Origin of the sequence: Pseudomonas sp. Irchel 3A18, assembly GCF_900187465.1 — a bacterium.
Lineage (GTDB): Bacteria > Pseudomonadota > Gammaproteobacteria > Pseudomonadales > Pseudomonadaceae > Aquipseudomonas > Aquipseudomonas cichorii.
Genome location: NZ_FYDI01000004.1, coordinates 72686 through 85642 on the forward strand (window position 1 = coordinate 72686; position 12957 = coordinate 85642).

General features: G+C 53.8%; 10 protein-coding genes. 5 read left to right on the plus strand and 5 right to left on the minus strand.

Features of this window, described 5'->3' with window-relative positions; genetic code table 11:
* Positions 1-428: 428 nt before the first annotated feature.
* The 4 genes from CKW23_RS08665 to CKW23_RS08675 all read right to left on the minus strand — a co-directional run bounded on the left by CKW23_RS08665 (position 429) and on the right by CKW23_RS08675 (position 5749).
* Positions 429-2588, minus strand: coding sequence for an NACHT domain-containing protein (locus tag CKW23_RS08665; RefSeq protein ID WP_143498926.1), 2160 nt, complete (start codon positions 2586-2588; stop codon positions 429-431).
* Positions 2585-3202, minus strand: coding sequence for a hypothetical protein (locus CKW23_RS26180; protein WP_143498928.1), 618 nt, complete (start codon positions 3200-3202; stop codon positions 2585-2587). Before CKW23_RS26180 ends, CKW23_RS08665 begins: the two co-directional genes overlap by 4 nt.
* A gap of 329 nt (positions 3203-3531) precedes the next feature.
* Positions 3532-5019, minus strand: a complete 1488-nt coding sequence (gene pap, locus CKW23_RS08670) for a polyphosphate:AMP phosphotransferase (RefSeq protein WP_095067431.1) — start codon at positions 5017-5019, stop codon at positions 3532-3534.
* Between the two features lie 139 nt (positions 5020-5158).
* Positions 5159-5749 carry a ferritin-like domain-containing protein gene (locus CKW23_RS08675; RefSeq protein ID WP_095067432.1) on the minus strand — a complete coding sequence of 197 codons (591 nt, stop codon included), beginning with the start codon at positions 5747-5749 and terminating at the stop codon, positions 5159-5161.
* Between the two features lie 259 nt (positions 5750-6008).
* On the opposite strand from CKW23_RS08675, the gene CKW23_RS08680 reads away from it, so the two are divergent.
* The 4 genes from CKW23_RS08680 (at position 6009) to CKW23_RS08695 (ending at position 10301) form a co-directional block, all read left to right on the plus strand.
* Positions 6009-7232 (plus strand): zinc-dependent alcohol dehydrogenase, encoded by a 1224-nt coding sequence (locus tag CKW23_RS08680; protein WP_025261050.1) that lies wholly within the window; start codon positions 6009-6011, stop codon positions 7230-7232.
* Between the two features lie 18 nt (positions 7233-7250).
* Positions 7251-7475, plus strand: coding sequence for a PLDc N-terminal domain-containing protein (locus tag CKW23_RS08685; RefSeq protein WP_025261051.1), 225 nt, complete (start codon positions 7251-7253; stop codon positions 7473-7475).
* 238 nt (positions 7476-7713) lie between these two features.
* Positions 7714-9366 (plus strand): J domain-containing protein, encoded by a 1653-nt coding sequence (locus CKW23_RS08690; RefSeq protein WP_051427741.1) that lies wholly within the window; start codon positions 7714-7716, stop codon positions 9364-9366.
* The gene (locus tag CKW23_RS08695; RefSeq protein ID WP_025261052.1) at positions 9363-10301 is read left to right on the plus strand and encodes a DUF3829 domain-containing protein; all 939 of its coding nucleotides are present in this window, start codon (positions 9363-9365) and stop codon (positions 10299-10301) included. Before CKW23_RS08690 ends, CKW23_RS08695 begins: the two co-directional genes overlap by 4 nt.
* Positions 10302-10311: 10 nt before the next feature.
* Here CKW23_RS08695 and CKW23_RS08700 read toward each other — a convergent pair whose 3' ends face one another.
* Positions 10312-11043: an aspartate/glutamate racemase family protein gene (locus tag CKW23_RS08700; RefSeq protein WP_025261053.1), complete on the minus strand. Its 732-nt coding sequence runs from the start codon at positions 11041-11043 to the stop codon at positions 10312-10314.
* Positions 11044-11416: 373 nt separating this feature from the next.
* Here CKW23_RS08700 and CKW23_RS08705 point away from each other — a divergent pair, with 373 nt between their 5' ends.
* The gene (locus CKW23_RS08705; protein ID WP_025261054.1) at positions 11417-12868 is read left to right on the plus strand and encodes an NCS1 family nucleobase:cation symporter-1; all 1452 of its coding nucleotides are present in this window, start codon (positions 11417-11419) and stop codon (positions 12866-12868) included.
* Positions 12869-12957 lie beyond the last annotated feature (89 nt).

The window sequence follows — 12957 nt, forward strand, 5'->3', positions numbered from 1 at the left end:
CTTCAGGAACGGAAGCCCCGTCGACATCTATAAATGGTAAAACCTACGTCGAGACCTATACTTTAGATTGTCCGTAAAGCAAGAAAAATCTCTCTAATCGAAGTACAGCAAGTTCCCAACCGCCGTAAAATAATTACATCATCTAGCAAAATAGAGCGAATATAGATAGTGGTGCGCTTGACACCATGACAATTAACACTGCAACCACATCTCCATTGAACCAGCAATAAATCCTTTTTAAGAAACTGCAGAATTGAGACAGCCTTGCCGTAACCAATGTGGTCGGTGCGCATAGAACGAGCATAGATTTAAAGTATCGCATCGCTGAAAAGTCAGCGGCAAATTAAAGATCCGGTGTTGCCTAAAAGTCAGAAAAAGCTCAGCCCTACAAAAACCCACATTGCAGGGCTGGGTTTGGAGGTTAAATATTAACCTCGCCTTCCTGCTGCCACAATATCTTTAATTATATTAATCGAAGCTTCATCCTGCGCTTGCAATAAAGACTTCGGATCTCGAATATGATACATCACACTAGGCGGCCCACTCACGGCCTTTAACACCTCATCTAATCGCTCATGCTTTCTTAATATTTCCGCTAGAGTTGGCCACATAGGATCAATCAAAAATTCACTGGTTGGATCGGGATCAGCGTCGCTATATTTAAAATAGAACTGACGAATTGCTTTTCGGCAAACTCTTTCGAAAAATCTAAACAAAGGAACCTCTTCAAAGCTTTCGTTTTGAGTCGTTCCATGAGTATCCAGCCATTCTTTTATGGACTGCGGATCATGAATGGTTTCTATATTGAAATCATCTGTGACGTGTATTGTTGAAACAATCGGGCGGGTTAATCCAAACTTAGTCAAATCATCCGCTATGAGCATAGATACGCTTACATCTTTAAAAGTAACTTCTGTAAAATCAGCTCCACGGGCATCTAATCTATAAATATTCAAACCTTCCAATTCAGCCAAAGCAAGCTGACCTGATAGTGAACATTCGTTTATTTGCAAATTTTTTAATATACGAGAATCAGAACTCAAACTTCTTGATAGCGATGCTAATAAAATTGCAGCACCATTCGCTTGAAGACGATCACTTGAAAAATCATTGCCAATCAGATTCGTTAGGTTAGATAGCGCACCGTTTAATGCAGAAGCAGACTCATGTTCTATGACCTCTTGAAACACCTCTAAAAAATCCCCTCCTAAAACACCCCTACGAAGTGCAAGACTTAACTTGTTTGCATGCAAGTCATCCAATAAGGCTCTGGATAAAAAATGATGGAGTATTTCCGAGTGAGGAAATTTTCTCATCCTGACGGAGGCGCCTGGCTCTAACAAACCAAAACTTCCAGCTTTGTGAGTAAGTTTTCTTATCTCATCTTGAGGAAATACCTTGTCAAAAGATAGTTCACACAACATGCTTAGATACTCTACATCTACCTCCCCCTGCTCCCGTTCAAACATATCGGTTGCAGCATCCTCAAACATTCTGCAGAGAGCATCTCGAATTTGGGCATCATCACCACCGAGCATTTTTTTTATTAGTTGGGATTCTCTATCGAGAAAGCGATCAACAAGAAAACCCCTTACAGTTTTAGCGCGCTCATCAGCCTGCCAGTCTGGATTGTCAGCAAGTACACTTAAAAAATACGGCCTAAGAGCATATGAGTTATGCTTCAAAATTGACTGTATATTTGAGACCCCTTGCTCGGACCATTTATTTTGAAGTAGCCATTTTAGAGCCTGCTGAGGTTCTGCAAGAAGTAGATGCAACTGTACCAGCTGAATAGAATACTTACTGGCATCAAGCCGAGCCAAGAAACCTTGCTGATCAAAAAAAGTATCGCGCCCGGCTAATATACAAATCCCAGACCCTGAGATTTCAGCTAGAAAGCTTTGTAATGCATGCCAAGCATCATGATAGCCATCAGCGTCTACTAATTCATCAAAGCCATCAATTGCTAAGTCTAAAAGCCCCCTTCTAACCAAGACAGGAACTTGATCAAAAGTAAAATTAGCACGCATTTGCTGAGTTGCGGCAGCTAATTCCGCTCGAAGATTAGAAAGCTTTGCACCACGACTTCCGATATATAAGACTGGAGAATTTTTCCCGGAGGCAGTATATGCCTGAGCTCTTTCCCAAGTAAGCCTTTGCAAAAGATATGTTTTTCCTATACCCGCAGGCCCATCAAGTAGAACAATCTTTGTAGTATTTTTTTCAGACACTCCAAGCATTGAGCTTAAGTGCTCAATACCAGTAACCCGACTATTGGACTCAGATGATGTATAGTTGGGATTCAAAAAAGGACTACTCCCTATGGCTGCCAACATTCGCAGCTGCGTGGAAGCCAATGCTTTTAAATCGGCAAAATCGCTCGACGCCAACAAGGAGTTTAAATTTGCAAAACCGCGTTTATTTAAAGTATCTCGAACACGCCCACTCACTTCATTTATTGAGTACTGACGAGCCTCACCATTACGATAAATACTGACACAGGTTTCATTAAGCTTTTTTTCGATACAGATATCGGTTGCAGGATCCGCGAAGGGGCCAAAAATTTCTTCATATCCGTTAGCACTCATGCAGATTTCCTTCTCTGAATCAGATCGGTTACATTTAGATGCGCACAGTCAAACTCTCGCCTTACTCTCGCGAGTATCACTCTTGCGCCCCAACTATCTGCGGTTATAACACCTGGAATAAGATCATCATCATCACCAATTACTATATGTACGGAGCCTCTATCATTACGAACAGAAGTCAAAAGATCACTAACCAATGCTGTATCAACCATTTTCTGTTCGTCTTTTTGAGTATCTTCACGTCGGCGCAATGTATTGTAGAGCTTACTACGCCTCCCCCCACACAATAATACATTACCGAAAACCACCTCAGGTGAGAACGAACATACTCCGAGCCTTCTACTCAACTGGCTGCCTGCAGATATTCTTTCAAACTCGCGGTAATCATCTGTTTTAGTCGTACCTCTGTGCCAACCATGATATATTCTGTAATTAACTCGATAATGGGTGTCGCCATTTAAACTCTGCAACAGCTCTGCAATAAAATTTTGGATCTCCATCATGGATCGAAGCCCCAAATCATTTCGCCCTATTTTCGTGTTTGTAGATAAAATCCTTCTAGCAGAGTCCCAATCAATAAAAGTGCGGACATTAACAACTTTTCTGCGACTCATGAGCGCTCCTTAAACAGCTACACATCCAATATAATCATTTCCGCACATACCTTACACAGCTTAAAGGCCATTAGCCATCAACTCAAGCAACATCACATGATGTCTTACTAACCTGCCCACTCAAAAACATCCACTCATATCTTCTTTTTAACGATGCGTTTCTATCTCGTCAGCGCCAGAACCCTGCTGGATGAGCAGGGCACAGAAAGGCTAAAGTCAACATGCACCGCTAAATTCTACGCGTTAAAAAGCGGGAGAGTCGCCAGTGAACCGTCGGAGCTCACAGCCTTCAATACCGACCAAACTAACCTCATATCCACAAAGCACTACTAGACTTCCTCAAACGCCCCCTCCAACGCCTCATTAATCACCCGCAAAACCTTAACCCTCGCCCACCGCTTGTCATTCGCCTCAACCAACGTCCAAGGCGCAATCTCTGTGCTCGTGCGATCCACCATATCCCCCACAGCCTGGCGATACTGTGGCCATTTTTCGCGGTTGCGCCAGTCGTCTTCGGTGATTTTGTAGCGTTTGAAGGGGATTTTTTCTCGTTCCTGGAAGCGTTCGAGTTGGGTCTGTTCGTCGATGGCGAGCCAGAATTTCACGACGACTATGCCGGCGTCGGTGAGTTGTTCTTCGAAATCGTTGATTTCGCCGTAGGCTCTGGCCCAGTCGGATTCGCTGCAGAAGCCTTCGACTCGTTCCACCAGCACGCGGCCGTACCAGGAGCGGTCGAAGATGGTGAATTTGCCTCGTGCCGGGATCTGTCGCCAGAAGCGCCAGAGGTAGGGTTGGGCGCGTTCGTCCTGGGTGGGGGCGGCGATGGGGACGATGTTGTATTGGCGTGGGTCGAGTGCGGCGGCGACACGGCGAATGGCGCCGCCTTTGCCCGCGGCATCGTTGCCTTCGAAGACGGCCACCAGGGCGTGTTTTTTCATGCGTTTGTCGCGCAGGTTGACGGACAGGCGCGCCTGTTCGGCAATCAGCGCTTCCTGGTATTCGTCCTTGCTCAGGCTGCGACTCAGGTCGAGGCTGTCGAGCAGGGTCCGTTCGCCGTGGTTGGCGGGCAAAGGGCCGAAGGTCAAGGGCTTGGGCTCAGCCTTGGGAGTGTTCAATGCGTTCTGCATGCCTTCGAGCAGCAGGCGGCCCACGGTGAGGCTGCGGTAGTTGGCATCCACGCCTTCGATCACGTGCCAGGGCGCGTATTCGCGGCTGGTGCGGCGCAGTACGCGCTCGCCGAAGCGCACGAACTTGCCGTAGGTTTTCGATTGTTGCCAGTCCAGCGGGCTGATGCGCCAGCTGTGCAGCGGGTCGTCCTTGAGGGTTTTGAGGCGTAATTTCATCTGTTTGCGGGACAGGTGAAACCAGAACTTGAAGATGAGTGCGCCTTCGTCACAGAGCATTTTTTCCAGGCGCTCGGCACCGCTGATGGCCTGGTCGAGTACCGCGTCCTTGAACAGCCCATGCACCCGACCTTGCAGCATCTGGCTGTACCAGTTGCCGAAGAAAATGCCCATGCGGCCCTTGGCGGGCAGTTGCCGCCAGTAGCGCCAAGCCGTGGGGTGCGCCAGTTCTTCGTCGGTCTGTCGGTCGAAGGTGCGTACTTCGATCAGGCGCGGGTCCATCCACTCGCTGAGCAATTTGACGGTTTCGCCTTTGCCCGCACCTTCAATACCGTTGATCAACACGATGATCTGACGTCCGGCCTGCTCGTGTAAGTCGTACTGGGCTTCCAGCAAGGCTTCGCGCAACGCAGGGACTTCAGCCTCGTAAGTTTCATCGGAGATGGCATGACCTATTTCAGCGGACTCAAACATTAGCGGCATCCTTCAAATGATCTGCGGCTAATGTAGACCACTCATATCATTCAGCTATCCTCAGAGATCAATAAAGGGGTGAGAAAACCCTGTGCGCTGGTGTCAGTCACGAAAACCGGCTTTCTCACATAGCAACACATCAAGCCTGTCTTTTCTTCCTGGGCTGTTTTTCTTCTTCCTGCTCTTCCTCTGGATCACCCTCTAACTCCTGACCCTCCAGATCCAGCGTGGCGGCCTGGGTACCGCCTTCTTCGGCAATCGCTGTGAGTTTTTCATCGGCGGATTTTTCCTCTGCCAGGGTTTCGCCCAGCAGACTCGCTGCGTCGTCCAGGCCCAGGTGTTTGGCCATGGCGATCAGCGTGCCGTAGCCGGCAATTTCATAGTGCTCGACCTTCTGGCACGCGGCGATGAGACCTGCATCGAGCACCGGGCCTTTCTCGATTTCGTCCAGAAGCTCCCTGCTTTCTTCGATCAACCCTTCCATGGCAATGCACTTGACGCGCTTGAGTTTGATCTCGGCCTGTTCGACCAGTTGATCGATACGCTGGATCTGACCCTGGGTTTCTTCCAGATGCGCATTGAACGCTTCGGCCAGTTTGGGATTGGTCGAAGCCCGAGCCAGTTTTGGCAAGGCTTTGGTGATCTGCTTTTCAGCACTGTAGATATCGGAAAGCTCGTGAATGAACAGATCTTCAATCGTTGTTCTGCTCTTGCTTGATGCTTTGTTCATCGGGAACCTCGTGGAGTGAGTCCTGCTTCAGGTTGATTACCTTGAAGGGTTACGACTGCTTACCCGTCAATGGGGTCGACCGGGCAGGAGCGAGGGCTGTTCAGCACGATGAAAAAGAAGCCGACGAACAGTAGGAGTGGCCATTACCTACCCTTGCCAACGGTCTGTAACCGTTAATCCATTGCTCTGAACCAAACCTGGAAACCCCTGTTCATCTGAGGCAAGTCCAGACTTCTTCTGGCACAGCCGAGGGCTAACCATGAGAGCACTGACCTACCACGGGGCACACAATGTAAAAGTCGATACCGTGCCAGACCCGGAACTACAGGAAGCCGATGACATCATTCTGCGGGTCACGGCCACCGCCATCTGCGGGTCCGACCTGCACCTCTATCACGGCAAGATTCCGGCCACGGAGCATGGCGATATCCTGGGCCACGAGTTCATGGGGATCGTCGAAGAAGCCGGACCTGCAGTGACTGCTGTACAGCGCGGCGACAGAGTGGTCATTCCTTTCGTGATTGCCTGCGGGGAATGTTTTTTCTGTCAGCTGGATCTGTTCTCTGCCTGTGAAACGACCAATACCGGCCGAGGCGCGATCCTCAACAAGAAATCCATTCCGCCCGGTGCCGCGCTGTTCGGCTACAGCCATCTGTATGGCGGCATACCCGGCGGGCAGGCCGAGTATGTGCGGGTGCCGAAAGCCAACGTCGGCCCGTTCAAGGTGCCCGGTACGCTGGCGGACGAGAAGGTGCTGTTTCTCTCCGACATTCTGCCAACGGCCTGGCAAGCGGTGCTCAATACCGGCATCGGCCAGGGTTCCAGCATCGCCATCTATGGCGCAGGCCCGGTCGGGCTGTTGTGTGCTGCCTGCGCCAGAATGCTGGGAGCCGAGCGGATTTTCATCGTCGATCATTACCCCTATCGGCTGGCCTATGCACAAAAGACCTACGGTGCCATCCCGATCAATTTCGATGAAGACGATGACACGGCCGACACCATCATTCGTCAGACTCCCGGTATGCGCGGTGTCGATGCCGTGGTGGATGCGGTCGGTTTCGAGGCCAAAGGCAGCACCACGGAAACCGTGCTCGCCACTCTCAAGCTGGAAGGCAGCAGCGGCAAAGCCTTGCGCCAATGCATCGCCACTGTGCGGCGCGGCGGCGTGGTGAGTGTGCCGGGCGTCTATTCCGGGTTTATCCATGGTTTCATGTTTGGCGATGCGTTCGACAAGGGCCTGACCTTCAAAATGGGCCAAACCCACGTCCAACGCTTCATGCCCGAGCTGCTGGAGCATATTGAAACCGGTCGGCTGTCTCCTGAAGCCATCATTACTCACCGCATGTCCCTGGAAGAGGCCGCTGCGGGCTACAAGATTTTCGACAAGGGGCAGGAGGACTGTCGCAAGGTGATCCTGACGCCGGGCAACAACGCCATCAGCGTGCCGGAACCCGACTCGACGATCGTGCTGCCTGCGACATGACAGGTACGGAGGTGCCGAATGGAAATGTCTACCGTGTTCTGGATCGCCGTGGCGGTCATGATCGTGGCGCTCGATGCCTGGATCATCAACAGCGTCTGGCGCTCACGCAAAAGCCGGGCGACCAAGGCAGGCTGGAGTGTGCTGGTGCTGATCCTGCCGGTGATCGGTGCCGGTATCTGGGGAATCTCCGGCCCACGCGGCGTGGTTGAAGGGCCTACGTCGTCGGAGCATAGCAAGGGGTGAGAAAGGCTGGTTGATCTGGTCAGTCAAGAGGCTGATTTCAAAAATCGGGGGCTGGAGTCTCAATCCGTGGGAGGGGCCTGAACTGATCGGCATTAGCGAAAGTTTGTGGAATACCTGCCGATACAGCGAGTCATCTTCAAGATTCGTACTGTGTCTCAGGAGTTCAACGCCCCATGACTGTCGGCATCCCCCTCAGCCTGCCAAGGTTCAGCCCGCCGCTTGCGCTGGATGTGCAGGAATGAATTGCTGGTCTGTGCTGGGGCTGGGACCCGATGCCGATACCCGCAGTATCAAGCGTCGATACGCAACCCTGCTCAAACAATACCGGCCAGACGAGGATCCTGAGGGTTTTCAACGTCTGCGCGACGCCTATGAACAGGCTCTGAACTGGGCTGCCGAATGGCAAGAGGTGCAGGCCACCGATCCAGCTCCAACGTTTGATCCGCATTATGTACTGCCGCTGAACGACGGTTCGATCCCAGCCTGGAAGCTGGCGGAGCAACTGATTGAAGGCATCACGGCAGATAACCTGGTCGAGCGCATTGAACAGGCTCGCACGAGTTATTGCGAAGCGGCGTTTGAAGAGCGTTTGCTGCACCTCTGCCTGTCGAACCCGGAAGTCATGAAGGAACTGGCAGAGCCTGGCGTAGAGCACTTTTACTGGCTGACGCCGTGGCAACGTCAGGATATTTCCTATGCAGCCACCGAACCCGTATTGAACTATCTGCTGAGCCATACCGAACGGCAGTTGCATGGCACGCTGGACACAGGAAACACCCAGCGCTTGCTGGAGCTGTGCCGCAACCTTGAACAAAAAGCCTGGCTACAGACACTCGACCGTCGCCAGTGGCTCAATGAGTGTCTGGCCCGGCTGCTGCTCAATGCCACGTTCTGGTCCAACACCTTGTTCGACGCGGTGTGTGCAAGCCAAGGCTGGAAACAACCAGGAAAAAGTACGCCTTTGCGCTATTGGAACGAGTTGCTGGAGCGCAGTCACAACACCGTTTTTCTGGATGAGCAACGGCGTCTCGCCGCCCAGAACAGCGAAAGCCCTGACTCCAGAGCAGCCCGCCTGTTGTTTCAGCCCATGCAAGAGGATGCCCGAGTGCATCTCACGGCGGCATTCAACAAGGCCGACTGGCAGATGTGCGAACACCTGGCCAATATCGTAGAGCATCGCTATCCACAACTGGCAAGCGAAATGCCGGGCATGGACCCTTATTTCTGGCGTCCGCTGCAGCGCAGCCCAGCGGTATGGGCGCTGCCCCTTGCAATCCTCGGCTCCACTGGGGAAATAGCCTTCAACGATTACTTTCGTCTGGGCAGCAGCCTGCTTGAAACACTGAGCACGATGCTGGAGATGGCCGCATTGTTCGGCTTGTTGGCGTGGTGCGTGAGTTGGGTGTGTCGAGCCGTTGCCCTGAATGCCTGGCGCACGGACAAGGCTCTAAGAGAACGCTGCGGCCACTGGCTAAGCCTGCGACGTCCCACGCCATTGCCGCTACGTGAAAGTCTGCCGGGGTGGTTGCTTGCGATACCGGCCTTTCTGGCAGGTGGCATTGGCACACTGCTGGTCTACACGGCAGTCCTGCTGGGCCTGGCCCTGCTGAGCCGCACGTCCTGGCCAGACCGTCGTAAGCAGGTATTTACAGAATCACCGCCTGGCTCATGGCTACGGGAAATGAGAGTCGGCATAGTCTTCGGACTGCTGGCGTCTTCGCTCTGGGTAGCCGTCGCCATCATCAACTATCGCCCGTTGGGCGAAGATCAGGGCATGCACCCCTGGCCACTGCGCCTGTGCGCAACCCTGGCCGACACTTCACCGCAGTGTCAGGTACAGGTGACACGCCAGCAATGGTACGCACCTTCCACGCAAGGAGGCCGACCATGATCAGTAGTCGCGCCTTTGTTGTCGCCGTATGCGTGTTTCTGGGGATTGCCTGGCTGCACCAGATACTCGTTCCTTCTCGCGAAAAACCAGAGTCTGTATCAACCCAGTTGCTGAAGATGAACAAATGCCTGGCTTACAGCGATACGTTGCTGCGCATTCGTTATCACTTTTACCAAACCCGTTTTGACGATGTGATCGCTCGCAATCCCTCTCCAAGCCGGACGTTCAGCGGCTTCGGCATGGGCTCTGTCGAAAAAGACTCTACAAGTCCCTGCTCCTTTTATGTGAGCGGCGTGCACAAATGGAACAGCCTTCTGGACATTGCCGCTTATGATTACATCCAGGCCTATGACAATCTGCGCCCTGAAGCCCGTAAGGTCGAACAACTGTACGTTGAGCGATACCCCGAGATACCGATTGCGCGCCAGCTCAATGAGTTAATCACTCAAAGAATGGACGAGTTGTACGAACGTGCGCCCGCCTTCAATCAGGCGCTCGAACAGCCAATGCTGCAATTGCGCAGCAAACAACTCAAGCAAATCGAACAACGCCTCGGGCGTGATCAGCACTGGCACACGCTCAATTTCATGCTGATGGCGCGCCTGGCAATCAATCAACTGGATGAGCAGGCTGGCAGTCAGCGCCTGACTCCCGAGCAGGTTCAGGCCTTGCACCGCTCATTGCTGGCAGCCTGGAGCGACGCTGAAGACTACTTCAAGACCTTGCCACGCCTGACCTCAGCCGGAGGCGGTAAACCTGTGTGGCGCAAGATCAGCGAGCCGGCCAAGACCTGGATCGACACCTTGGCTACCCTGCAACAACACTGGACCACTCGGGCAGAGCCCGAGCAATTGAGTAACGATTTCATCGCCGTAGACAACGGCTATGACCGGATGTGGACGCTCTATAACCTGGCTGCATTTGGCAAGTATTGAGCGCTGCCTTTCAACGACTCAGATACGCAAAACGCCCCTTGAACGGTTTGCCGATCGGGTCGGCCAGGTCGCCGTGTTTGCTGGTGGTCAGGCCCAGGTCCACCAGTGATTCGGCCAGTTTCACGGCGGCGCTGACGCCTTCCACTACGGGCAGGCCGATGGCTTCGCTCAGTTGTCGAGGCAGGTCCGCCATGCCGCCGCAGCCCAGCACGATGGCACCGGCGCCCTCCTCGTCACGGGCGCGGCGGGCTTGGTCGATCATGCGTTCGATCAGTTCCGGGCCGCCTTCTTCCAGGGCCAGGACCGGCAGGTCGATGCAGCGCACTGAGGTGCAGAGTTCGCTGAAGCCATAACGTTGCAGCAGGTGCTCAGCAATGATCCGGGTGCGGCTCAGGGTGGTGACGACGGCAAAGCGGGTGGCGATCAGGGCTGCCATGTGAAAGGCCGCTTCGGCGATGCCGATGACCGGCGCCGTGGCGTATTCCCGGGCGGCCAGCAGGCCGGGGTCGCCGAAGCAGGCGATGATGTGGGCATCGACCTGTTGCTCCCTTCCCTTACGCACTTCCTCCAGCACGCCCAGCGTGGCAATGGCTTCGTCAAAATGCCCTTCGATGGACACAGGGCCATCCTCGGGGCTGCAGGCGATGATTTGCGTGCCCGGCCTTGCGATGGCTTGTGCGGCCAGCCCGATCTTGTGGGTCATGGCATCGCTGGTGTTGGGGTTGATCACTTGAATACGCACAGGGCCTCCTTCAGCGCCGTTTGAAAATGCCATGGATATTATCGGCACTCAAGATTGTATACAGAAATAGTGCCATGTTGGATTACAGATCAGGTAGCCCGATTCCAATCCTATCTGTCTGAACATGCCATTTGCTCATGCCCTGAATGCACTTCAATCGAGCAAAACCGCCCTTTTATCGTGCACTGCAAACACCACCGGGTGTTGATCCGTCACGCCCACTTCCTCTCCTTGAACTCATGCCCGGCAACACTCTGCGGGCTTTTTCCCGAAAAACTCAGGCCATGGCATACGTCTTGCGTACAGGATCGTATACAAAATACCCATCGCTCGTACCCAGCCGTAGCGATGGCCCAACGAGGGAGGGAATGCCATGACAGACCAACGCCCGGCCGGTTACAGCCCGCGCCTGCACAATGAGGATCTGGGACCGATTCCACAGAAGTGGACCTGGTACAACATCTTTGCCTTCTGGATGAGCGACGTGCACAGTGTCGGCGGTTATGTGTTCGCCGCCAGCCTGTTCGCTCTCGGGCTGGCGAGCTGGCAGGTGCTGATCGCGCTGTTGGTGGGCATCTGCATCATTCAGGTGATTGCCAATCTGGTGGCCAAGCCCAGCCAGCAGGCTGCGGTGCCCTACCCGGTCATCTGTCGCCTCGCCTTCGGGGTATTCGGGGCCAATATTCCGGCCATCATCCGCGGCCTGATCGCGGTGGCCTGGTATGGGATTCAGACTTATCTGGCGTCCAGCGCGCTGGTGATTGTGGTGCTGCGTTTCTTCCCGGAACTGGCCGCTTATCAAGACGTGAGTTTCCTGGGGCTTTCATACCTGGGCTGGTTCGGCTTCCTGACGCTCTGGGTGGTGCAGGCGATTGTGTTCTGGTCGGGCATGGAGTCGATCCGTCGTTTCATCGACTGGGCTGGCCCTGCGGTCTACGCCGTGATGTTCGTGCTGGCAGGCTGGATCGTCTGGCGTGCGGGCTGGGACAACATCAGTTTCACCCTGGCGGAAAAAGAGCTGTCCGGCTGGGCCGCCTTTGGTCAGGTGATCATGGCGATTGCGCTGGTGGTGTCATATTTCTCTGGCCCGACCCTGAATTTCGGCGATTTCAGCCGCTACTGCCGGAGCATGGAAGACGTGCGTCGCGGCAACTTCTGGGGCCTGCCTGTTAACTTCCTGGCGTTTTCCCTGGTCACGGTGGTGATCGTTTCCGGCACGCTGCCGATCTTCGGGGAAATGATCCATGACCCGATTGCGACCGTAGCCCGTATCGACAACACCACTGCCGTGCTGCTCGGTGCATTCACCTTTGTCACTGCGACCATCGGCATCAACATTGTTGCCAACTTCGTCTCGCCAGCCTTCGACTTCGCCAACGTGGCCCCGAGCCGTATCAGCTGGCGTGCAGGCGGGATGATCGCGGCAGTCGCTTCCATCTTCATTACCCCATGGAACCTGTTCAATAACCCGGAAGTGATTCACTACACCCTGGATATCCTGGCGGCCTGTATCGGCCCGCTGTTCGGCATTCTGCTGGTGGACTACTACCTGGTGAAGAAACAGCAGATCGATGTCGATGCCCTGTTCAATGACACACCCAGCGGTCGTTACTGGTACACCAATGGCGTGAACCGTGTGGCAGTCACTGCGCTGCTGCTGAGTGCACTGGTGGGCCTGTGCTTTACCTTCATTCCCTGGTTCAAGCCGATTGCCAACTTCGCCTGGTTCACGGGTTGTTTCCTGGGTGGCGTGTTGTATTACGGCCTGACCCTGTGGCCGCGCAAGCAGCCTGGGAATGCGGGCAGCCCGGTCGTCCAGAACTGAAAAATCTGCCGGACAGGTCTCCTACAAGGCTTGTCCGGCTATCAATCTGCACCGCTTTTGTCTGCATACACGGGTAAAATGCCGCCTCT